General features: G+C 45.8%; 20 protein-coding genes, 1 other RNA gene and 1 pseudogene. 15 read left to right on the top strand and 7 right to left on the bottom strand.

Annotated features, from left to right (window positions below; all coding sequences use genetic code 11):
- Positions 1-18 precede the first annotated feature (18 nt).
- The 8 genes from pspA to ffs all read left to right on the top strand — a co-directional run bounded on the left by pspA (position 19) and on the right by ffs (position 6492).
- Positions 19-702, top strand: a complete 684-nt coding sequence (gene pspA / locus K0H60_RS13355) for a phage shock protein PspA (RefSeq protein ID WP_011717539.1) — start codon at positions 19-21, stop codon at positions 700-702.
- A 17-nt stretch (positions 703-719) separates the two neighbouring features.
- Positions 720-959 carry an envelope stress response membrane protein PspB gene (pspB, locus tag K0H60_RS13350; protein ID WP_011071929.1) on the top strand — a complete coding sequence of 80 codons (240 nt, stop codon included), beginning with the start codon at positions 720-722 and terminating at the stop codon, positions 957-959.
- Complete coding sequence (gene pspC, locus K0H60_RS13345; RefSeq protein ID WP_011717538.1) at positions 946-1332, top strand: envelope stress response membrane protein PspC; 387 nt, start codon at positions 946-948, stop codon at positions 1330-1332. Before pspB ends, pspC begins: the two co-directional genes overlap by 14 nt.
- A 94-nt stretch (positions 1333-1426) precedes the next feature.
- Entirely contained in the window at positions 1427-2887 is a 1461-nt protein-coding gene (locus tag K0H60_RS13340) for a YcjX family GTP-binding protein (protein WP_220056027.1), read from the top strand.
- Positions 2884-4086, top strand: coding sequence for a TIGR01620 family protein (locus K0H60_RS13335; protein WP_220056026.1), 1203 nt, complete (start codon positions 2884-2886; stop codon positions 4084-4086). The genes K0H60_RS13340 and K0H60_RS13335 overlap by 4 nt, the downstream gene beginning before the upstream one ends.
- 318 nt (positions 4087-4404) lie before the next feature.
- Entirely contained in the window at positions 4405-5598 is a 1194-nt protein-coding gene (megL, locus tag K0H60_RS13330) for a methionine gamma-lyase (RefSeq protein ID WP_220056025.1), read from the top strand.
- Between the two features lie 205 nt (positions 5599-5803).
- Entirely contained in the window at positions 5804-6169 is a 366-nt protein-coding gene (locus tag K0H60_RS13325; RefSeq protein WP_088210749.1) for a ComEA family DNA-binding protein, read from the top strand.
- Positions 6170-6394: 225 nt separating this feature from the next.
- Positions 6395-6492, top strand: an RNA gene (ffs, locus tag K0H60_RS13320) — signal recognition particle sRNA small type.
- A 149-nt stretch (positions 6493-6641) separates the two neighbouring features.
- Here the strand turns inward: ffs and K0H60_RS13315 are convergent.
- From K0H60_RS13315 to dinG, 6 genes are read right to left on the bottom strand one after another with little or no spacing between them, the layout of a single operon-like run.
- Entirely contained in the window at positions 6642-6929 is a 288-nt protein-coding gene (locus K0H60_RS13315) for a late competence development ComFB family protein (RefSeq protein WP_011717528.1), read from the bottom strand.
- A 33-nt stretch (positions 6930-6962) separates the two neighbouring features.
- Complete coding sequence (locus K0H60_RS13310) at positions 6963-7865, bottom strand: histone deacetylase family protein (protein ID WP_220056024.1); 903 nt, start codon at positions 7863-7865, stop codon at positions 6963-6965.
- A gap of 5 nt (positions 7866-7870) precedes the next feature.
- Positions 7871-8563, bottom strand: coding sequence for a DUF2057 domain-containing protein (locus tag K0H60_RS13305; protein WP_220056023.1), 693 nt, complete (start codon positions 8561-8563; stop codon positions 7871-7873).
- 9 nt (positions 8564-8572) lie between these two features.
- Positions 8573-9241, bottom strand: a complete 669-nt coding sequence (locus tag K0H60_RS13300) for a primosomal replication protein (protein ID WP_220056022.1) — start codon at positions 9239-9241, stop codon at positions 8573-8575.
- Complete coding sequence (locus K0H60_RS13295; RefSeq protein ID WP_220056021.1) at positions 9232-10005, bottom strand: sulfite exporter TauE/SafE family protein; 774 nt, start codon at positions 10003-10005, stop codon at positions 9232-9234. Before K0H60_RS13295 ends, K0H60_RS13300 begins: the two co-directional genes overlap by 10 nt.
- A 9-nt stretch (positions 10006-10014) precedes the next feature.
- Entirely contained in the window at positions 10015-12087 is a 2073-nt protein-coding gene (dinG, locus tag K0H60_RS13290; protein ID WP_220056020.1) for an ATP-dependent DNA helicase DinG, read from the bottom strand.
- 140 nt (positions 12088-12227) lie between these two features.
- Here dinG and K0H60_RS13285 point away from each other — a divergent pair, with 140 nt between their 5' ends.
- From K0H60_RS13285 to K0H60_RS13275, 3 genes are all read left to right on the top strand, one after another.
- On the top strand, positions 12228-14660 hold the full coding sequence (locus tag K0H60_RS13285) for a DNA polymerase II (RefSeq protein ID WP_220058170.1): 2433 nt from the start codon (positions 12228-12230) through the stop codon (positions 14658-14660).
- Positions 14661-14880: 220 nt separating this feature from the next.
- Positions 14881-16089, top strand: coding sequence for a porin (locus tag K0H60_RS13280; protein ID WP_220056019.1), 1209 nt, complete (start codon positions 14881-14883; stop codon positions 16087-16089).
- 279 nt (positions 16090-16368) lie between these two features.
- Entirely contained in the window at positions 16369-19092 is a 2724-nt protein-coding gene (locus K0H60_RS13275; protein WP_220056018.1) for a TonB-dependent receptor plug domain-containing protein, read from the top strand.
- A 194-nt stretch (positions 19093-19286) separates the two neighbouring features.
- Here the strand turns inward: K0H60_RS13275 and K0H60_RS13270 are convergent.
- Positions 19287-20415: pseudogene (locus K0H60_RS13270) on the bottom strand (IS3 family transposase); the annotation flags it as partial.
- Positions 20416-20947: 532 nt separating this feature from the next.
- On the opposite strand from K0H60_RS13270, the gene K0H60_RS13265 reads away from it, so the two are divergent.
- The 4 genes from K0H60_RS13265 to K0H60_RS13250 are packed head-to-tail and all read left to right on the top strand — an operon-like array spanning position 20948 to position 24030.
- A complete protein-coding gene (locus K0H60_RS13265) occupies positions 20948-21730 on the top strand; it encodes a DUF3450 domain-containing protein (RefSeq protein WP_011717519.1) in 783 nt (260 codons plus the stop codon).
- Positions 21730-23085 carry a MotA/TolQ/ExbB proton channel family protein gene (locus K0H60_RS13260; protein WP_011717518.1) on the top strand — a complete coding sequence of 452 codons (1356 nt, stop codon included), beginning with the start codon at positions 21730-21732 and terminating at the stop codon, positions 23083-23085. The genes K0H60_RS13265 and K0H60_RS13260 overlap by 1 nt, the downstream gene beginning before the upstream one ends.
- Positions 23085-23612, top strand: coding sequence for a MotA/TolQ/ExbB proton channel family protein (locus tag K0H60_RS13255; protein WP_011626575.1), 528 nt, complete (start codon positions 23085-23087; stop codon positions 23610-23612). Before K0H60_RS13260 ends, K0H60_RS13255 begins: the two co-directional genes overlap by 1 nt.
- A gap of 13 nt (positions 23613-23625) precedes the next feature.
- Positions 23626-24030 (top strand): ExbD/TolR family protein, encoded by a 405-nt coding sequence (locus K0H60_RS13250; RefSeq protein ID WP_011623215.1) that lies wholly within the window; start codon positions 23626-23628, stop codon positions 24028-24030.

The following is a 24030-nucleotide window of genomic DNA, read 5'->3' as shown; positions in this document are numbered from 1 at the left end:
CAATTTGAGGATAGCATTATGGGAATTTTCTCTCGTTTCGCCGATATCATTAACTCCAATATCAGCGCATTACTCGATAAAGCAGAAGACCCTGAAAAAATGGTTCGTCTGATTATCCAAGAGATGGAAGATACACTGGTAGAAGTTCGTTCAACATCAGCAAAAGTGTTAGCTGAAAAGAAAGAATTAATCCGTCGTATCAGCCGTGTTGAAGAACAAGTTCAAGATTGGCAAGACAAAGCGGAGCTGGCACTGTCGAAGGATCGCGAAGATTTAGCCAAAGCAGCTTTAGTTGAAAAACAAAAAGCCGCGGGCTTAGTGGATACCTTAAACCAAGAGTTGGCAGTGATCGACGAGCACATTGTGCGCTTAAAGGATGAAGTCAGCCTGCTGCAAGAAAAGTTACTGGATGCTAAGGCGCGCCAAAAGACCATTATTTTGCGTAAACAAACCGCCTCATCACGTTTAGAAGTGAAGAAGCAGTTAGACTCAAGCAAAATCGACAACGCTATGCTGAAATTTGAGCAATATGAGCGCCGTGTCGAAGGGTTAGAAGCGCAGGTTGAATCCTACGATCTGGGTAATAAAAAGACCTTAGCCGATGAGTTTGCCGCACTGGAAGCTGAAGATTCAGTGAATGCCGAGCTGGAAGCATTAAAGGCCAAAGTAAAAGGCAAAGCTGCGACTAAGTCAAAAGAATAACAATTCAGAGGTGAGTTATGGATATGGACATACTAATGGCACCAATTATCATCTTTATGATAGTGGTGGCGCCCATATGGTTAGTTCTTCATTATCGCAGTAAGCGACAAGTGAGCCAGGGACTCACTGAGGAAGAGTTTTCACAGCTCAATGATTTGATTGCTAAAGCCGATAAGATGGCTGCACGCATCGAAACCTTAGAGGCCATTCTGGATTCAGAATCGCCTGAATGGAGGGGCAAACATGAGAGGAACTAGTGGCCGTACTATGTATCGTATTCCCCAGTCAGGTAAAGTCGCAGGTGTGTGTGCGGGGATAGCCGAATACTTTGCAATTGAAACATGGTTAGTGCGAGTACTTGCGGTTTCTATCTTCCTATTAGGTGGTTCGGGCGTCGTGTTTATCATCTATGTTGCGTTATGGGTGATACTCGACATCAAACCCCAAAATAGTACTGTTAGGGATGACATTGAGGTGAAGAAGAAACCTTGGCAATCGGGAGAGCCTGCTAAACAAGCGCTGAGCGATGTGAGCAGGCAATTTAGAAGCCTAGAGGTGAGACTGCAAAACCTTGAACGCCATGTAACATCTGATAACTTTGATTTAAAAAGACAAATCAATAGCTTGTAATCCCTCTAAAGGGCGGCCATGTCCGCCCTTGTTGCTTAATCTCCCGTCAAATCCAGTGTATAGTTAACCTCATTCAACATTTAGGGACATCCTTATGGGAATGCTTGACGTTTCGCTCCATAAATTAACTCAGAAGAGCCAATCCCTGCTCCATAGAACGGCTGACAGGCATTTACGACTCGCGGTAACAGGGTTATCGGGGGCGGGCAAAACCGCATTTATTACCGGATTAGTCAATCAACTACTCAATAGTGGCGCGGCTTCTCAGGTCTCCCATTCCCGCCATGGGAATGCCTTACCCCTGTGGCAAGTGAGCCGTGAGCAACGTTTGCTCGGGGTGAAGCGGGCGATGCAGCCGGATCTTGAAATTGCCAGCTTCGATTATCAGGGCGCCATGTTAGCGCTTACTTCGACACCTCCGACTTGGCCAGCATCGACCCGCACGATTTCGGAGCTGCGTTTAGCCATCAAATATCAGCCGCAGAAGGGGCTGCTGGCCAAGTTTGCTGATACCGCTACGCTGTATTTAGATATTGTCGATTATCCCGGCGAGTGGCTATTAGATTTACCTATGCTACGCCAAAGCTTTATCGAGTGGTGCAGCGCGCAGCAACAACGTGTCGCTGTGTTAAAAAGCTCGCCTTTATATGCTGAGTTTCAAACTTCGTTAAGTGCGCTCAATTTAACCGAGGCGGCCGATGAACTGCAGCTCAAACGCATTGCCGACGAGTATCAGCAACTATTGCACGATTTAGTGCATGTGCAGGGCTATTATCAGGCGCAACCCGGACGGATGTTATTACCAGGGGAATGGGAAGGCGCGCCGCTGCTGGCATTTTTTCCGCTGTTATCGGTGACTGACAATCAGTGGAGCGAGCTTAAGCAGAGCGATAAACACAGCGCCTTTCATGTCCTAGAAAAACGCTATCAAGAATATGTCGCCAAGGTAGTAAAACCTTTCTATAAACAGCATTTTGCGGGGTTTGATCGCCAGTTAGTACTGGTTGATTGCTTCAGCGCTTTAAACCGTGGCAAAACCCAGTTTGAGGATATGGGCGCGGCGTTAAATGCCATTATGGAAAGCTTCCAATACGGTCAATCCAGTTACTTGCGCCGATTGTTTGCGCCGCGGATAGACAGATTATTATTTGCCGCCAGTAAGGTTGATCATGTGACGCGGGATCAACAAAGTCATGTGTTATCCCTGCTCACCGATATGCTCAAACACAGCCAACACTTTGCCAGTTTCGATGGTTGTAAAGTCGAGACTATGGCTATTAGTGCCATTAAGGCGACGCGTCATGGCATGGTGACCACTCAAGAAGGGGATGTGGAAGTCGTGCAGGGGATTGGATTGAACGGCCAAGCCTTGACGCTTTTTCCCGGCGAAGTGCCCACTCGCTTACCCGAGCCCAACTTTTGGCGCGATCAAGGGTTTCATTTTATGGGATTTGCTCCGCCGAATAACAGCAATGTCGATCCATCTGCGGTGCATTTTGACCATATCCGTCTCGATCACCTTCTGCAGTACCTCGTGGGGGATAAACTGGAATGAGTTTAGATTCGTTATCAGCTTCAAGTGAGTCAGAGACAAACGCGCTCGATAAGCCAATGTCTGAAAATACACTTGAAAGCCAACCGCTCAAAAAACAACAAGTATTTGATTCTGACAAGGTCAAGCTCCAGTCAGCGTCAGATGAGCTTAAGAGTGCCCAAGCCTTTGCACCACAGACACCCTTAAAAGCGGTGGATGAGGTTGTCGATGATGCCTTGGCGGCCCATCCGCAAGCATTGGATGTGTCGTCCATTCGGCCACAATTGCATCAATCTCGCCGTTGGTCTTGGCTGGCGCGCTTTTCCGTCATTGGGTTATTGCTACTGGTTTTAGTGCAAACGGCACTAGGTTTGCGGGATGCTTGGTTAGCAAGCCCTTGGTTATTTAGCTTTTATGGCGCCGTACTCGGTTTAGTCGGCAGCTGGGCTATGGTCGGAGCCTTGGGCGAATACCGTAAATTAAAACGCCTCAAGCAGGTTGCCGATACGCAAGAGTCGGGCGCAAGGCTTGCCCTCAGTATGCAAATGGGGGAGGCCGATGGTTTTATCAATAACATAGTGCGCCATTATCCCGATAGTCAGGGGCTACAGCGGCTACGTCAGTCGCTCAAAGATGAGCACAATGACGCCGAAAAAGTGCTGCTATTTGAGAACTTAGTGCTGACTGAGCGGGATGAACTGGCGAAAAAAATCGTCCGTCGATACGCGGCCGAATCAGCCGTGTTGCTTGCCGCGAGTCCATTGGCGGCATTGGATATGGCCATTATTCTTTGGCGTAACCAACGCATGCTGCGGGATGTCGCCGCCTGTTATGGGATAGAGTTAGGCTATTGGAGCCGGATTAAACTCATTCGCAGCATCATCATCAACATCATCTATGCCGGTACCAGCGAGTTAGTGACCGATTTGGGTACCCAATTGCTGTCGCTTGAGATGACGGGGAAATTATCCGCACGGCTTGCCCAAGGCTTAGGGGGCGGGCTGCTCACGGCGCGCTTAGGGTATCAAGCCATGGCGCTATGTCGACCTATTCAGTTTAGGGAGGAGCAGCGCCCCAAATTGTCCAAAGTTCATCAAGAGTTATTGACCGAGCTTAAACAGTTTGCCGGTAAGTTATTGACTAAAGACGGACGTGATGCGCTTAAGAGCCCATTAGAGGCAGCAGAGCTTAAAACAGGCTCAACACCCAAAGAGAAATAACCTAACCGAATGCACTACACCGCGAGTGCATTTTAGGCTAAATGCTAATGCGCTAATGACTTTGTTATTAGCGCATTTTTTATTGCTGATTGTCTGCCAAAAAACCTTGAATGTAACAACTTAGTTACAGCACCTCTGATGCTATTTTCACCATGGCACTGGTTTCGCCCGCCTAGCGGGGTATGTTAGTGCTTATTCGATAAGGCTAATGTTTCATTAACTTATCAATAGGACTTATCAAGACGCTAAGCATGGCCTCATTAAAACGAACAATGAAACAACAAGCGAATGAGGCACTGCGACAACAAGGAGTGAGCAATGCAAGATGAATCAAGCAAGCCGTGGAAAGCCGCAACCCAAGCCATTCATGCCGGGCATGAGCGAGAAGCCTTTGGTACTTTAGTGACGCCACTTTATCAAACGGCGACCTTTGTCTTTGAGTCGGCGCAGCAAGGCGGCGAGCGATTTGCCGGCAACGAACCCGGTTATATTTATACTCGCCTAGGTAACCCTACAGTTGCCGAGCTGGAACGTAAAATGGCTGTTTTAGAAGGCGCAGAAGCGGCGGCGGCAACGGCCTCTGGCATGGGGGCTGTGTCGGCGGCGCTGCTGGCTAACTTGCAGATGGGCGATCATTTAGTGGCTTCCAATGCGGTTTATGGTTGCACCTTTGCCCTTATGACCAGCCAATTTGCCCGTTTTGGCATCGAAGTCACCTTAGTTGATTTTACCGATTTAGCGGCCATTGAGCGGGCCATCAAACCCAACACTCGAGTGATTTTTTGCGAAACCCCGGTAAATCCTCATCTACAGGTGTTTGATCTCAAAGGTATTGCCGATATTGCGAAACGGCATCAACTTGTCAGCATTGTCGATAATACTTTTATGACACCGTTACTGCAGCAACCCTTAGCATTCGGTATCGATTTAGTGGTACACAGTGCAACTAAGTACTTGAATGGGCACGGCGATGTAATTGCCGGCGTCGTGTGTGGCAGTGAAGAGCAGCTGCACAGAGTGAAATATGAGATCCTAAAGGATATCGGTGCTGTGATGTCTCCCCACGATGCGTGGCTGATTTTGCGAGGGCTAAAAACCTTAGATGTGCGTTTGCAGCGCCATTGTGACAGTGCGCAGCGTGTCGCCGAGTTTTTGGAGCAACATCCCGCAGTGACTCGGGTGTATTATCCCGGGCTTAAATCCCATTCAGGGCATCGATTTATCGGTGGACAGATGGCGAGAGCTGGTGGCGTGATTGCCTTTGAGTTAGCCGCCTCTCTTGAGCAAGCGATGGCTTTTGTGGGTTACCTTAAGCTGTTTTCAATCGCTGTAAGTTTGGGGGATGCGGAATCCCTTATTCAGCACCCAGCTTCCATGACCCACTCACCCTACACGCCAGAGGCGCGCCAGGCAGCGGGAATAAGCGATAATTTACTGCGGCTCTCAATCGGCTTAGAGGATTGCGACGATATCATCGAGGATTTAAACCAAGCCTTGGCGATGCTGGCGTAATGGTTTGTGGTACTTCGCGAAAGGATGCCTTAACGGCGTCCTTTGGCTTTCTAGAAAGGATTAACCCGCAAGGGAACAGGCTATTTTAGTCATAGATAATATTTTATACTTAGCCGTTTGGAAATTCATAAAAGCTTCGTCTATGTTTGATTGAAGGCCACGGAAGTAGGACGAAAGGCCGAATTTCAAGGAAAGAGGAAGCATTATGAAAATAACACATCGTTTACCCGCGATGGTGAGTGCCATTGCATTTTCCACCCTATTCGCTTTACCTGCGATGGCGGCGGATCCCGCAAAAGATGTTAGCAAAGTTCAAGCGCAAGCTCAGACAGAGGTTAAAAAGGCCACTACCGATGCTAAGCAGGCCATGCCTGATTCGGCTCAGGTAAATATCAATACCGCTTCATCGGAACAGTTACAGCTGCTTAAGGGCATTGGAGCGGCCAAGGCGCAGGCCATCATCGACTATCGAACGCAAAATGGTAAATTTAAGGCCATTGATGAGCTAGCCAATGTCTCTGGCATTGGCGCTAAGTTAATTGAGCAAAATCGCCATATGATAAAGCTCTAGGGATAAGGCACCTCCAGACTCTTGGTGCTGGAGCCCTTATAAGAAAAAGCCTGCATTAGCAGGCTTTTATCATTTTCACTTGGCTAGTTTGCCTATAGATTGTCCAATTAAACCGGATATTTGCCAAACGGACGGATTAGCACTTGATCCCATAGGAGCCATGGGGGATAATCCGCGTCGTTCAGTGATCATCCACCAAGTGATACACTCGAAGTTATGGTGACCCTAGGGTCCCCCCGCAATGATAACTTGTGAACTCGGCCAGGCCCGGAAGGGAGCAACCGCAGCAAGCGACTCGTGTGCCGGGGTGTCGGCTCTAGGGGAACCTCCAAATCTCCTCATCATGTTTTAATATTCTTTATCTTCAATCCGAATTCATTATCTCTAACAACGTAAGCTCATTTATTTAGCCAATTCAGCTGAATTACAAGCTTATGGGCTAATCAACTTAGTTATGCCATTACCGCGCGACTTAGCTGTCGGCTTCTTCCTGCTGCATTCTTTTTTGTAGATTCTGTTTAAGAAAGGCACGAGATTTTTCTAATGCGGCTTGGATTTCTCGTTTCATTTCTTGTAACTCGTTGTAATCTTCGAAGAAATAGGTATCTACTAGGTGGCGAATATAGCGTACTGGCAGTTGATTAAGCGTAACACAGCAGAGATCGGCTAAATAATCCTCCGGCAATTCATCCATTAGACCTTCATCGGATAACATTTCCATTAAGAGAACTTCGTAATAGTTACGGATTTCGAGTTGCATCGCTGTGCTCCATGATGATTTTTATTGAGTTTGCTACCACAAATGGTTGGCTGCAATAAAAAGTTGGCTATGTCTTTGGCTTAATTGTAGTTCGTCTCGGCTGTAGCCGCCGCCAATTACCGCCGCAACAGGAATATTTGCCGCTTTTGCCATAGATAACACGGTTAAATCACGTTGATACAAACCCTGCTTGCTGATCATTAGGTGCCCTAAGTCGTCATCTTGGTGGATATCGACGCCAGCGTCATACAGGATGAGATCCGGCTGATGGAGGCGAATCAGCAGTTCGAGAGTCTGCTCGACGGTTTCCTGGTAAGCGCTATCATCCGAACCCTTAGTCAATTCAATATCATAGTGGGATTGCTGTTTGCGACTCGGGAAATTCTCTTTGCAGTGGATGGAGCAACTTATTATACCTTGATGCCTGTGGCTAAGGGTGGCGGTGCCATCGCCTTGGTGCACATCACAGTCAAAAATCAACACTTTATGTAACAGCTGCTCGGCCATCAGTTTGTGAGCGGCAATAATTAAGTCATTGAAAATACAGTAGCCACTGCCAAAGTCATAATGAGCATGGTGATAGCCGCCAGTTAAGTGAAGGGCGATACCCGTTTGCAAGGCTAAACGTGCGGTCAAACTCGTCCCCGATACTGAGTGCAAGGTGCGTTCGACCAAGGCTTCACTCCATGGAAAGCCGATGCGTCTTAAGGCCGCACTAGCTAAGCTGCCTTGGATAAATTGTTCGACATAATCTTGCTGATGCACTTGCATAACATCTTCAGCCGTCATGGGTGAGGGAGTATGAAATTGAGCTGGTACAGCCAGTTGATTATCGAGCAGATATTGGTAAAGACGCGCGTATTTGGTCGTGGGAAAGCGGTGGTGGGAGGGTAACGCCAGCTTGGAGTAGCTGGCGTGATAAACCAATGGGATCATCTTGTTTAGAGTTGTGAAATCGCCCAGCTCATAAACTCTTTACGTGTTTTCTCATCGGCCTGTAACCACCAGTATTGCAACATTTGCTGTGGATTCGCACCAGCTGCTTTAGATGTATCAACTGGAGCGGTTAATGAGGTGGCGTTAACGGCTGCCTGCGCCGAAGTGGGTGCTGGCGCGGCAACAACCGCCGCTGTGCCTGCTGCGCCCGTTGCTGCGGCGGCAGTACCTGACACATCTACCGCTTGATTACCGCTAAAGAGACGGGAGACAAAGCTCTCTTCTTCAATATCGGTGTTTGTCACTTGGTAATTCACCTGACCTTTATCAGCACGGGTTAACACCACTTTTGGGTTTTGAGCGAAGGTTTTAGGCTTTTTAACGACCTTGCCCTCTGCGGCTTGCAAATAATATTGATGATCGCCGTCCACTTCTAAGGTCACGATAAAAGGCGATGACTTAACGAAGGTTTGGCTGTCACTGAAATCGTCTTCAACCATCTCATGGTAACGGATCGCGATTTTGTGAGTGCCGGGCGCCAACTCTAAGCTGCTTTTGTGGTTGAATACGCTGGACTCGACTTTTTTGCCATCGAGGGCAAGGTATTCGAAGGACATAGGGATATTCAGATCTGCGGCAAAGGCTGAGGCAGAGCCGAGTAACACTAGCAGGCTGCTGATTGGCAAAAGTGATTTCATTGTTGCTCCTTAACGATTATGGCTCTGATGCGGACGTTCGAATGCTTGAATGCGATCTTCAATATAACTGATGGCTTGCCTGCATTTACCCAAACGACGATGCATCAAAAGGATGTCATTTTGCAAACGGATTTTGTCAGCACTATGACAGTTTTCAAGTTTTGACTCCATTTCTGCAATTTTTTGTTCAAATTTCTTCGCCCAATTCAGATGCTTGTTTAATTCGGCATAGATTTCGTGGCTATTTTGTAACACATTGCTGGCAATCCAAGCAAACCCGCTGGCTTGGTGCGACTGTGCCTGTTGCTGGGCAAAACGCGCGCGCTTACTGGCATGTTGTTGATTTTTAGACTTTATATCGATTGAGGTCGTCAGTAGCGCCCGTTTAACCGCGGTAAAACGGTCTTGAATACGTTCACAGCTTAAGGCGATGGTTTGCGGCGTCAATTTCAGGGCGATCTGTTTCTCTAACTGGCCGATACTATTACGTATTTGTTCGATGCAGGGCATCAGCTGAGCGCCATTTTGAATAAACAGCGACTGATTAAAGCGCTCAATATCCTGCAGGAGTTTGCGCTGACTCGGCGCAAGGTGACTGTCGTGTTGCAGCACTTCTTGCTCAAGGGTTGTGAGCTGATTTTTCAACGTGCTGATTAGCTGCGAAGTGTTCAAAACCATGCGCTCCACGCCAGATTAGCGGCAATTGACAGGACAATTAATATAAACAAAGGCCGAATAAAAGGCATTCCAAATTTTATCGCACAGCGGGCGCCGATAAAGGAGCCGAGCATCATACATAACCCCATCCACAGGCCGATTTGCCAATGGACTTGCCCAAGAAAGCCAAAGATCGCCAGCGCCGTCAAGTTACTGGTAAAGGTCATGGCTCTGGCAAGCGCGCAGCTATGCAACAGCGGTAATTTGTATAAAGCGCCTGAACTCACAGTCCAAAAGGCGCCAATACCTGGGCCCGCAAAACCATCATAAGCACCCAGCAAGAGCCCTTGTAGACTTTGTTTGAGTTTAGATTGAGCTTTTGTTGGTGCCTGGCAATCGGTATCCGAGATGGCATTTGGGCTCAGCAAGCTGTATATCGCGATGCCAATAATGAGCAGTGGTAAAGCTTTTTCAAGCCACTGGGCATTTAACAAGTACACCAACACACTGCCAAGTACCGCACCAATAAAGGTGGCGATAAACGCCATATACCAAAAACTGGGTTTGAGCAGATGCTGGCGATAATAGGTCCAAGCTGCCATGGATGAGCCAAAACTGGCGGCAAATTTATTGGTACCTAAGGCGGTGTGGGGCGGGATCCCGAGGGTGAGCAGGGCAGGAATGGAGAGCAGACCTCCACCACCGACCACGGCATCGATAAAACCTGCAATTAAGCCAATGACAGCCAACAGGGCCCAATTACTGGGCTCGAGTAACAACTCCAAATCTTAATCCTACTCAATGACTCGTCTAAAGGGGGGCAGAGCGTCTAGCAAGGATTTGCCGTAACGTTTGGTCACTAATCGTCTATCTAGGATAGTGACTCGGCCGTAATCCTGCTCTTTACGCAGTAATCTACCACAACTTTGGATTAGCTTTCGCGATGCATCTGGAATGGTGAGTTGCAGAAACGGATTTCCACCCTTTATTTTCACATACTCGGCATGGGCTTGCTCGACGGGTGAGGTTGGCACGGCAAAGGGCAGTTTAGTGACGATGAGATTGGTGAGGTAATCTCCGGGTAAGTCTAAGCCTTCAGAAAAACTGCCGGTGCCGAACAAGATACTCGGTTCACCTTTGTCACATTTGGCTTTGTGGTTTTCAAGTAATTGCTGACGCGGAGCATTACCTTGAATAAGAATTTCCTGCGTGAGTTTGCCCTCGAGCAATTCGGCGACTTTCTCCATTTGCCAGTAAGATGCAAACAACACTAAGGTGGCCATTTCGCCTTCAATCAGCTCTAGAATCTGTTCGGCAAGCTCAGCTGTATAGGCATCATCCGTCGGCTCGGTTTTCATCTTAGGTAAGTAGAGCGTGGCATTATTCGGATAATCGAAGGGGGATTGCAGGGCGAGATAACGACTGCCGTCCTTTACCGATAATCCCACTTGATGGGCGAAATGGTCGAAGTTATTCAGCGCCCGAAGCGTTGCACTACATAGCACGACGCCAGCCGCCTTTTGCCACAGCATAGACTCGAGCATAAACCCGACTTCAATCGGTGAGGCGCTAAACAGATAATCGACCTGTTTGCCTGTGAGCAATTCAATCCAGCGGGCGAGGGGCGCGCCTTTCGTGGAATCTTCCTTTGCCATCATTTTCCAGAGCTTTTGTAGATTTTCGAGTCGCTGCAGCATAAAACCCATTTCGGCCTGTAACGCTTCCGCTTGATGCTTAGGAATATCGCCATCTTTTATCGCCTCGGCCAGCAATAATTGCATCTTGTTAAATTGCTTAAGGGCAAGATTAGAGGTGGCCGCGAGATTCTCGGCGGGAATTTTTAGTGCATCGGGCAATTTACCGTGTTCGAACCGATAGCGGCTCTCGGGATTGGCAAACTGTTTGGTTTGAGTGTCACAAAAGTGGGCGACTTGATTGAGCTGAGCGATTAAGTCACCGATATGATCCTGCATCGCCTGCGCAGGGGCGATAATATTGTTGCTCTTTATCTGATTTTGTAATTTTGCGCTGGTCTTCCCGACTTTTTCGAGCCAGTCGGCGGCTCCCCTAAGCGTTGCCTGTGCGCTAGAAAAGTCCCGCGCGACGATAGGTAAGTGGTGGGCTTCGTCAATGACGTAAAATACGTCTTCGGGATCGGGTAAAATGACCCCGCCACCGAGCTCTAAGTCGGCGAACAGCAAACTGTGGTTGGCGATCAGTACATCCCAGGTATCCACATCCTCGCGGGCCTTGTGAAACGGGCAATTACGATGACTGGCGAGTTGCCGATGACAACTGTGTTTATCGCAGGCGATTTGCTGCCAGAGATGGTCCGGTATCGGTGTCGATAGCGTATCGATTTCACCATTCCAGCGGCCTTCATTATAGTCGCTGAGTAGCTCCTGCAGCATAGCAATTTGGCTGTTATCCGGCTTTGTTTGCCACATGGCCATTTGGGTACTGTTATCATCGCCGATCAGCATGGCAAGTTTAGATAAACAGACATAACGCTGGCGCCCTTTGACCAGACCGAAGCGAAAGTTTAGCCCTGATTGTTCGAGAAAAAACGGTAAGTCTTTGTGCAGTAACTGCTCTTGCAGCGCAACGGTTGCCGTAGCGATACAGACCTTTTTCTTACTCGCGAGCGCAAGCGGGATCGTGCCCAAGATATAAGACAATGATTTACCAATCCCCGTACCCGCTTCGACCACTATGATGCGTCTATCTTTGTCATAGTCGCCAGCCAGGGTCTTAGAGATTTCTGCCACCATAAAATTCTGCTCGCGGCGTGGCCTAAAATTAGGCAAAGCGGCGGCAATATCTTTATAGATAGCGCGGATCTGGTTTTTTACGTTGTCAGGTAACATGCGGCACTACTTTATCGAATTAATGCTGTACATAATAACAGTGATTGCATAGCCTAAGAAACTTTTCTGCCATTTTATGGCAATTTTATTCTGTGTCCCGAGAATCAATAAACAGCGAGAGCCTTAGAGTGAAACCGCAGTTGAATCCCCCCGAGTGTCTAACGCCTGACACGGCTGCGCCTGTGAGTGTACAGGGACGCGTCCTCACGCGCCATGCTATTACGCGCGGTGCAACGCTTGTGTTGCAGTATTATCTCGCCACCGTTTCAGGCCCTGTGCTGGTGGAGTTACCTGACTCTGAGTACATTTGTTTTTGTCATCAAAGCGATATGGCTGCATTGCAGTTACAGACGCCGGGGCTGGCGCTGCGCTTTGTACCGATTACGCTTAAAAGCTTTAAAAGACAATCCGTGGCGGCAATTTATGCTCCATCGAGTAGTGTGTTTCGTCACTTGCAGCGGATAGCGACGGATGCGGGGATCCCCTTATTTGAGGCGGATATCCGTCCCGAGCAGCGTTTTTTAATCGAGCGTTTTGTGGCGCTCGATGTGGCATTTTTAGGGCATTTTGTCGGCAAAGTAGGCATAGATGGACAGTTGCCTGTTTTTAGGGCCATACGCGCCAAAGCGGTTGCGCCGCAGTCAGCAATTAAACTGCGCTCTATCTCCCTCGATTTTGAATGCAGTTTTGACGGTTTACTCTATTCCGTGGCCCTTTATGGACGCGATGCACAATCTCAGCCCTATGAAAAAGTCATTATGGTGGGCGAGGCGCAGCCAGATGCTGCAATCTATATCGAATGGGTGAACGATGAGGCAGCGCTTATCCATCGTCTCATCGCCTGGTTTACGGAGTTTGATCCCGATGTGATTATTGGTTGGTCGGTGGTGACCTTTGACTTAGCCCTGCTATATCGGCGTGCGTTACTGCACCGGATCCCGCTGCGTATTGGTCGAGGTGGCGCGCTCCTTGAGTGGAAGGTTGAGAATAAATTTCGGCCAGAAACCTTAAGTTTGCCAGGGCGAGTGGTGCTCGATGGTATCGATTGGTTAAAGGCGGCCTTTTATCAATTTGAGCGTTTCTCCTTGGAGTTTGTCGCCCAAGCGTTACTGGGTGAAGGTAAAGCGATTCATGATGTGGAAAATCGAGCTCAAGAGATTGATGTGCTATTTGCCGAAAACAAACAAGGGCTTGCCCACTATAATCTGACCGATAGTCGCTTAGTGTGGGATATCTTTGAACATACGCAATTGTGGGATTTTGCCCTCGCTCGCGCCGAGTTAACGGGGTTAGAACTGGGGCGCGTAGGCGCCTCGGTCGCCGCATTTAACCACTTGTATCTACCGCATTTACATAGGGCAGGTTTCGTCGCGCCCGCTGAGCCTGCCAGTCAAGGGATTGAAAGCCCTGGCGGTTATGTTATGGATTCTGTCCCTGGTTTTTATCAGCATATTTTAGTGTTTGACTTTAAAAGCCTTTATCCATCGATTATCCGAACTTTTTTGATTGATCCTAAGGGGTTGATTGAAGGTTTAGATAATGAGGACGGATCTGCATTAGATGAGCCTGAAACTGTTCCGGGTTTTTTGGGCGCGCGTTTTAATCGGCATCAACCTATTCTGCCCAAACTCATCCAAAATCTCTCAGAGCAACGTGAGAAAGCTAAGCGGGAGGCGAATGCGCCTTTATCGCAAGCGATTAAAATCATTATGAATTCGCTCTATGGGGTTTTAGGCTCCCAAGGCTGTGTGTTCCACGATGCGAAACTGGCAAGCTCCATCACCATGCGCGGTCATCAAATTATGAAACAAACCCGCGTGTGGATTGAGGAGATGGGCTACCAAGTCATTTATGGGGATACCGACTCCACCTTCGTCTATTTAGGCCCAGAACCCGATCTCAGTGATATTAATGCCTTAGGTAAGCAGATTGCCGCGCGAATGAATCAGCAATGGCAAAGTAAAATTGCGCAGGAGTTTCAGCTAGAAAGTTTTCTCGAGCTGCAATTTGAGCGCCACTACGAACAGTTTTTTATGCCGACCCTGCGGGGCTCGGAGGAGGGGAGTAAAAAGCGCTATGTTGGAGCTTGGCGTAACCATAGCGGAGCGTTAGAAATCACTTTTAAGGGAATGGAGCAGGTTCGTAGCGATTGGAGCCCCTTAGCCCGCAAGGTGCAGGCTGAACTCTATGAGCGCATGTTTAACCAACGGGATATTAGTGGTTATTTGGCTGATGTTATCGGCGAACTTCAAGCGGGCAAGCGCGATGATGAGTTAGTGTTTAGTAAACGTATGCGCCGAAATTTAGACGAATACACGGCTAAGTCTTCTCCCCATGTGAAAGTCGCGCGCCAGCTTTGTGAGTTAACAGGAAAGGCATCCTTTGGCAAGCGAGGGGCACAGATTGATTATGTAATTACTGTAAACGGTCCTGAACCCGTTTCGCATAGATCGTCTACAATTGATTATCAGTACTACATTGATAAGCAAATTGGCCCTATTGCAGAGCCTGTTTTTTCAATAATGAAACTAAATTACACCAGCATTACGTCGAATCAGTTGTTGTTAATTTAGTGTTTCCATTGTGTGTTTTGTGTTTTGTTTGCTGGTCTTTGTAGTGTTTTAACCTGTTTTATAGAGGTTAAACACGCTGTTTTTGTGATGTTTCTCTACATAATCTTTAGGTTTCGCTTGGAGAGTGTAATGAAAATTTGCTACTCTCACCGGGAAATTGTAAGGAAATATAACAACGGAATGACGTTGATAAAACATAAACGAAAAGGTTAAGCACCAAATGAACAAAACGTTAGTAGCAACTGCGCTAGCAGCACTCTTTCTCGCCCCAACAGTATCTGCAATCGAAATCTACAAAGATGATAAAAATGCGGTAGAAATCGGTGGCTTTATCGATGCGCGTGTAATCAACACTCAAGGTGAAACTGAGGTTGTTAATGGTGCTTCACGAATTAATTTTGGTTTCAGCCGTGAGTTAACCCACGGTTGGAACGCCTTTGCTAAATTGGAATGGGGTGTGAACCCTGTTGGCAGCAGCGATATTGTCTATAACAACCGCTTCGAATCTGTACAAGATGAGTTTTTCTACAACCGCTTAGGTTATGCGGGCATTAGCCACGATGAGTACGGCACTATCACTATTGGCAAGCAATGGGGTGCTTGGTATGACGTGGTTTACAACACCAACTACGGTTTTGTATGGGATGGTAACGCGGCAGGTGTTTACACTTTTAACAAAGACGACGGTGCGGTAAACGGCGTCGGTCGTGGTGACAAAGTTGTTCAATACCGTAACAGCATTGGTGACGTGAGTTTTGCGGTTCAGGCGCAATTGAAAAACAGCAGCTTCTATACCTGTGATATCGAAAACATCACAGAAGAAGCCTGTGAAGTGGAATGGAACGCTGGTAAGAAAGAAGCGCAACAAGTCACCTATGATTACACCTATGGCGGCTCTGTAACTTATAAAGCGACAGATAAGCTTAGCTTGATGGCGGGTATTAACCGCGGTGAATTTGATATTGCTTATGGCAATGGCGATCAAAAAACCGCTGTTGATCTGATCTACGGCGTGGGCGCAACTTGGGGCGACTTCGATAAAGATGGCTTATATGTAGCTGCCAACGTTCACAAAGAAGAAAACCATGATACCGATAACATTGGCCGCTTGATCAAAGATGCCTATGGTGTTGAAACTTTAGTTTCTTACAAGTTTGATAACGGTTTACGTCCATTTGTGTCTTACAACATTCTGGATGCTGGTAAAGATTATGTTATTCAACCCAACTTTAACGCCGATCCTAATGATGTGTTCAAACGTCAGTTTGTAGTTGTAGGTTTACACTTTGTTTGGGATCCAAACACGGTTCTGTATGTTGAAGCACGTAAAGACTACAGCGACTTTACCAGCTCAGATCAAGCGCAAGAAGCCAGAATGTCATTGTCAGAAGACGACGGCATCGCCATTGGTATCCGCTATACGCTTTAAGCCTCAGTTGTTTATCTAGAAACTAGATAACTAAAAGTTAACAAAAAACGCCAGTCAGCAATGACTGGCGTTTTTGTTTTTACCGACGCTTCCTCAGTTCTCTTATGATTACCTTGTCTTCATTTTGTTTTATTTGTTTGCTTTATGTTGATTAAAGGTTTCATATGTGATTTTATTGTTTCGCTGAGTGCTCCGTATTTTTCGTGGTACTCCTGTTTGAAACTGCTTATTAAATAAGCGGATTATAATAAAGACATAATATGTCCAGGGAGATAGACAATGCATAAGAATAACTTTTTAGCCAAGTCTGTGCGTTTCGCATTGATTGGTGGTGTAACTGCGACAACATTGACTGTACCAACAGTGTTTGCAGCAGACGAAGATGGTGCGAAGGTTGAGCGAATCGAAGTAACTGGGTCACGTATTAAACGTACAGATTTAGAAACAGCTAGCCCTATTTCAGTGTTTTCTTCAGAGGATATTGCAGCTTCTGGTGCTGTTACTTTAGAAGATTTTGTGCAAAATATCCCTGCAATTAACGGTGGTGCTGAAGGTTCTTCCGTTAACAACGGTAGCCGTGGTTATGCTACTGCATCACTGCGTGGATTGGGTTCGGGTCGTACCTTAGTTTTAATTAACGGCCGTCGATTCGCATCTGGCGATTTAAACTCTATTCCAACTGCATATGTTGAACGCATTGAAGTTTTACGTGATGGTGCTTCAACTGTGTACGGTTCTGATGCCATTGCTGGTGTTATTAACTTTATAACCAAGAAGAATTTTGAAGGTGCAGAATTCAACGTTCAGTATGATATTACTGGTGAGGGCGATGGCGATAAAACGTTATTCTCTCTAACAACCGGAACATCATCCGAACGTGGTAACGTAGTTTTATCACTTCAATATACGGACCGTAAGGCTATTGGGCAAGGAGACCGTGATTTTTCTTCATGTCCAATCTCTGAGAATGCTAACGGTAAATATTGTAGTGGTTCAGGTACAATCCCACAGGGACAATTTTTTTACGCGGATGGAACACCATCTTCAGATGGTTATGTAAAAGATAAAACTACTGGACAAGTTCGTCTATTTGATCCAACAAAAGATGCATACAACTTCGCGCCAGCTAGTTACATGGTTACTCCACAAGAAGTATTTAGTATTAATGGTGCGGGAAGATACGAAATCACTGATACACTATCTACTTTTATTGAAGGTGGCTTTACTAACCGTCAATCAGATCAGTTAATGGCACCTGAAGGAACTTTCTGGGGTCCGTTAATGCCTGCATCTAACCCATATAACGTTACAGGTGAAGACATTTACGTTGTTCGTCGCTTATCTGAAACTGGTGGCCGTGGATTTTCTCAAGACTTTTCAGATTATAGAATGGTGTTTGGATTTGAGGGGTCACTTGGTAATTATGACTGGGACTTAGCATATAACTTTGCTCGTTATGTCGATACACGCTTGGATACAGGTCGAGTTAACCCTACTCGTGTTGATACCATGCTAGATCCTGACCTATGTGCTGCTGATTCTGATTGCCCTGGTGTGTGGAATATATTAGAAGAGAACACACTGACAGATGCGATGTTAGCTTACATGTTGGTACCAAACTCGCCAGTTGTGCGTGGTGAAACACGTCAATTGCAAGGTAATATCTCAGGTGGAGTTGGGATTGAATTACCAGGTGGTGAAATTATGTTTGCCGCAGGTTTTGAAAAACGTTGGGAAGAGTACTCAAATACACCAGACGGTGCGGCGTCAATTGGCCAGATATATTCAGTAGCAGGTGAACCTACATCAGGAGAATATTCGGTAAATGAGCTTTATACTGAATTAGATCTTCCTATTTTAGAAGGGGTTGCATTTGCCGAGTCTCTTCGTGCAACAGCTGCTGTTCGTTATTCTGATTTTGACTTCTTGGACGATAGTACAACTAATACCAAATTTGGATTGGAGTGGGTTCCAGTTGATGGTCTAATGCTGCGTACAACAATAGCATCTGGTTTCCGAGCTCCTGGTATTGGTGAATTATTCTCACCTCAAAGTGAAACAAACTTAGCTTACACGGAACCTTGTAAACAGTACGCTACAGGCGCTCAATCAGCGACCGTTAAGGCAAACTGTGCTGCTGAAGGTTTACCAGGTAACTTCACGCTTTCATCAAACCAGTCGAGTACCGTAGTTGGTGGTAATCCGGAGCTAAAACCGGAAGAGTCTGATAGTTTTACTGCTGGCTTTGTATATAGTCATGATATTGGCATAACGATGAGTGTTGATTATTTCAATATTGAAATTACAAACGGGATTGGAACTGCTGGTACTGATAACGTAATCAATGGTTGCTGGAGCTCTGAAAACTTTTCCAGCCCATTGTGTCAATTTGTCAAGGGGCCAAGTTTAACTGGTGATGCGCCACACGCAACTTCACCATACCGCTCTGCACTTGGCACTGTTGCTGGGATATTGTTAACAAATGCTAACTTATCCACATTTGAAACTGCTGGCTATGATTTCGATTTTACTTATAAAACCGATTTAATGAGTGGCAGTTTCTCTGCAACCTTAAATGGAACATATCTTGAAAAGTATGATTACACTCCATTTGATGGTGCTGATAAAGTAGAAGCGGCAGGTAAAGTTGCTGCGGATCAATGGGAAACGACACTTGCTGTCTTCTCTAAATTACGCACAAACTTAAACTTGACATACACAATGGATAATTGGTCTGTAGGTTGGCAAACTCGCTATCAATCAGAAGGTGAAGATTTATACGCAAGTGCTAGTAACTTAGATAATATTGCAGATGCAGTATGGTATCATGACGTTCAAGGTACTTACTTTGTATTTGAAAATACTGCACTGACTGTGGGGGTTCGTAATTTATTTGACCAAGAGGCTCCATATATTACTAACAACCAAGATATGAACACTATTCCGGTTTCTTATGATACGGCTGGCCAATACTGGTATGCTAAAGTGAATGTGAAGTTCTAAGTTAGGTTCTTAATAATAAATGCCAGCTCTTGTTGTAGCTGGCATTTTTATATGTAGATGATATTATATAATCTAAGAAAACAACTTATTTATTAATGTTGAGTGGGTAAAAACAATATGTACGATAAGTTGAAATGATCAATGTTGATTAATAAATGATTTAAAGGCGTGAGTCGCCAGTATTTCACGAGACAACTTTTAGACTCATTAAAATACTGACGTTCATACTCTAACGGTGATAAGCCTTCATTGCAACTATGCTGCCATTTAGGGTTTTAAAACATCTAAATATAATTAAAAATATCACTTTTAACCGATTCTCTTGTCGAATAAATCTTCCGTTTTTTCCGCTAACGCTTTAACAGCTGAAAGAAGCTCTCTGCCACTGCATTATCATGGCAATTACCACGTCGACTCATGCTGCCTTCCAATCCGTATGCAGTAAGAAATTCACTCCATTCATGGCTAGTATATTGGCTTCCCTGATAAGAATGGACTAACCTTTACCTGTCGGCTTACTGCGCCATGCGGCCATTAAAAGCCCGTATAATACCAGTTCTTTGGTTATTCTGCTGCCCATCGACCAACCAATAATACAACGAGAAAATAAGCCCATCATTGCACCAAGATATAACCAACCTTCATGTGTTTTGATGAAGGTAATATCGGTTACCCAAGCCATATTGGAGGTCGATGGATTAAATTGTCGCTCTAAACGATTTGGCGTCACTACATGCTGTTCACCGCTACGAGCACGAGGTTTCCGATATCCAATTTGCACTAGAAGTCCTGCTCACTGCATGAGCCGATGTACTCGATTAATCCAGCATTGCTCGCCAATATCCCGCATATCACGGTGGACTTGACGATATCCATAAACTCCACCAGATTCGAGCCAACTCTGCTAAACTGCCCAGTAAGCAGTTCATTATGCTTTGATTTAGGGCTGAGTCTTCATGCGTAATACCAGCTATGATGAACATCAAACAGCTGACAAAATTGCCGTCCTGAATGGCTGTGGCGATGCTCTTGAATAAACACTTATCTTACTCGGGGTGGCTTGCGATGTACGCCGCGGCTTTATTACAAGTCACGTTCTTCAGTGACACGCTTGAGCTCTTTCTGTAGCGTAGAATCTCGGCGGACTCTTCAAACTTTTGCAAATGTCCTGTTGAATTGGGGCCGTAGCGTTTAATCCAGGCATTAAAGACTGTGGGTGGTTGTTCCTAAACGCTGAGTGACATCAGCAAAAGAATGACCTGTAACTGTAAGTTGCTTAACAGCTTCGATTTTAAATTCTTCGGGATAACGTTTATGGTTCATAGATACCTCCTTTGGGTTAGTTTATCTAACTAAAAGGCGTCTAGGAAACCGGTGGCGATTCAATCAGATATAAATGGCAGTTAAAAATGGGAAGACATAGAGCTTGCACTCCATAAATGAATACTGGCGGTGGGATTAAGTTGTACATTGTGGCTTTACGGAACCAGTTGACATTCTTCTGAGTTAATTCGTTTCCGTATCAGACTGTTTTTATATGATTTATCTGCATTTTACGCGTTTAAATCATAGTTGATTTTACATTTTTAGCTCAAAAAAACACCTTTCGTAAAAAAATTCATAACTAAGACTTCTTTACACTAGTTTTTACGTGTCCCGAATGTTGACACAGGTCAACATTTTGTGAAATGATGCCAGCGGGTCTATGCCTGTAAAGGCATAGGAAAGGGAAGAAAAAACTAAGAATCACAAGAGAAAGATGGACTTACAGTAAGCATTTACTAAAGTAAGTCTTACTTAAAGTGATGTTGCTGTTAAGTTAACTTTTTTATTCACTTCAAATTGGTTGGGAACTATGTCCAAGGTAAGCAATAGAACAAAAATCGCTACTGCACTTGTTGGCGTGCTGGCATTAGCGAGCAGCAACTTAGTAGTTGCAGATCCTCTTACCGACGTGCAAAAAGCGGATAGTATGATCCATGCTGATGCTGCTGCGTCGCAAAAGAATGTTGATAAGTATTTCGATCAAGCACAAGACATGCTTTTTGAGTATGGTTCTGTTGCTGATGAGCGTGAATCACTGAAGTCCTATAACGATTACGTTGCCAGCTTAGTCGCTGACCAACAAAAAACGATGGACGCGATTCAAACTGACATTAACGGCGTAGATAAACTGCGTCAGGGCGTTGTGCCTTTAATGTTTAAAATGGTTGAGTCTTTAGAACAGTTCGTTCAATTAGATCTGCCATTTAACTCTGAAGTTCGTGCTAACCGCGTTAAAGAGTTAAAAACACTGTTAAACACTGCTGAAGTAACTTTAGCTGAAAAATACCGTTTGATTCTGGATGCGTACAGCATCGAGCGTGAATACGGTAGTGCTGTTGCAGTTAACCAAGGTAAATTGACCTTAGATGGTAAAGAAGTATTAGTAGACTTCTTTAACTTAGGTCGCGTAGCTCTTTATGCTCAGAGCTTAGATCAAAAGACTGGCTGGATGTACAACCCAGAATCTAAGGGTTGGGATAAGTTAGATGACAGCTATTTGCGTGAACTGACAAAAGGTATCCGCATTGCCCGTAAACAAGGCGCTCTAGATCTATTCGCGTTACCAATTCCTGCTGCGGAGACTGCACAATAATGAAGAAGTTAATTACTACAGCTGTATTAGCTGCAAGTTTTTCTTTAACTGCTGGTATGGCTAGCGCTGCTGATGCGCCTAAGACCATCGATCAATTATTGCAGCAAGTTAAAGTTGATCGCGCTGCTGAAGGCAAAGTTAACAGCAAACGTGAACAAGAGTTCCAAGCTGAGCGTGGCGATAAAGCGGCTCTGTTAAAGCGTGAAAAAGATGCTTTAGCGGCTGAGAAGCAACGCGGTAAAGACCTAAACCAAGCTTTCTTAGACAACGAGCGTAAAATTGCTCAGTTAGAAGAAGACCTGAAAACTGCTCAAGGTGACTTGGGTGAGATGTTCGGTGTGGTTAAAGGTGAAGCGGGCGATTTCGCTGGTAAATTAGCTAGCTCAAACGTCAGTGCTCAATACCCAAATCGCGATAAGTTCATCGCTGATTTAGGTGCGCGTAAGCAATTACCAAAAATCGAAGAGTTAGAGCAATTCTGGCAAGAACAATTATTCGAAATGGCACAATCTGGTAAGGTTGTTAAATTCGAAGGTTCTGTAACCGGTATCGACGGTAGCGTTAAAAACACCACGATTCACCGCATTGGTACTTACAACTTAACTGCTGATGGCAAGTATGTTGTTTACAACCCTGAATTAGGTTTAATTCAAGAGTTATCACAACAACCAGAAGGCTACCAAGTTAGTGCAGTAGGTAAGTGGGAACAAACTACTTCTGGTACTGCGCCATTCTACATCGACCCAGCTCGTGGCGTTCTGTTAAACATCTTCACTAACAAAGCTAGCTTTGAAGATCGTTTAGAAGCGGGTGGTACAATCGGTTACATCATTATCGCACTGTTAGCATTAGGTCTGTTGATCTCTATCGAACGTTTAGTGACTATGACTATCATCGGCGCTCGTGTGAACAGCCAACGTAAGAACATTGATAAGCCAGGTAACAACGCCTTAGGTCGTATCCTGAAAGTGTATCAAGAGAACAAAGACGTTGACGTTGAAACATTAGAGCTGAAACTTGACGAAGCGATTCTGAAAGAAACGCCAGCGTTAGAGTCTCGCATTTCAATCATCAAAGTTCTGGCCGCTATCGCACCTATGATGGGTCTGTTAGGTACAGTAACCGGTATGATTGCAACCTTCCAAAGTATCCAATTGTTCGGTACTGGCGATCCAAAACTGATGGCTGGCGGTATTTCTATGGCGCTGATCACTACAGTTCAAGGTCTGGTTGCGGCTCTGCCTCTGATGTTAATGCACGCAGTGGTTGTTGCTCGTAGCAAGTCAATCGTGCAAGTTCTGGAAGAGCAAAGTGCTGGTATCATCGCAGCGCACGCTGAGAAGAGGGCTGACTAATGATGATTCACCTGATGGACATATGGGATTCCGTCAGGGGCTTCATGGCCTCCGGAGGCGACGTCCTCTGGTTAGTAGCGTTTGTGCTGTTCTTAATGTGGGTATTGATGCTTGAGCGTTACTGGTATCTTAATTGGATATCACCAAAGCAACATAAAGCAATCATAGCTGCATGGGATGCTAGAGAGGAAACCACCTCTTGGTATGCACACCGTATCCGTGAAGCTTGGCTGTCCCAAGCGAAGCAAGATTTGAATGCACGTATGCTGGTCATTAAAACCTTAGTAGCGATTTGTCCTATGATAGGTTTATTAGGTACTGTTACCGGTATGATTTCAGTGTTCGATGTGATGGCAGTTCAGGGGACGAGTAATGCTCGTTTAATGGCGGCTGGTATTTCAATGGCAACAATGCCCACTATGGCGGGGATGGTTGCAGCATTATCGGGAGTATTCTTCAGTACTCGCCTTGATGCCAAAATGAAAATCAGCTTAGAAAAGCTAAAAGACAGCATGCCGCACCACTAGAGAGAGATTGAACATGGCACGTAAAAAGCATTCCAGTGTAGACGAGGAAGCGCAAATTGATATGACACCGATGCTCGACATCGTGTTCATCATGCTGATCTTCTTCATTGTAACAACGTCATTCGTGAAACCATCTGGTTTGGACTATAACAAACCAAAAGCTTCACAAGCGACTTCTAAGCCTTCGGCTAACATCTTTATCGGCGTCAGCAAAACTGGCGTGATCATGATGGAAAACCGTCAGGTTGATATCGAGCGTGTAACTGCAAACGTTGAGCGTATGCTAGCTGAAGCGCCTGAAGCAGCTGTGCTGATCCAGGCCGACAAAGATACGCAACACGGCTTAGTTGTTAAAGTTCTAGACCAAGTCAAAGCGGCTGGTATAGATAAGATTTCGGTATCTGCGGGGAACGATTAA

Source organism: Shewanella mangrovisoli, assembly GCF_019457635.1.
In the GTDB taxonomy this organism is placed as follows: domain Bacteria; phylum Pseudomonadota; class Gammaproteobacteria; order Enterobacterales; family Shewanellaceae; genus Shewanella; species Shewanella mangrovisoli.
This window is presented reverse-complemented; position numbering and strand designations above follow the sequence as displayed.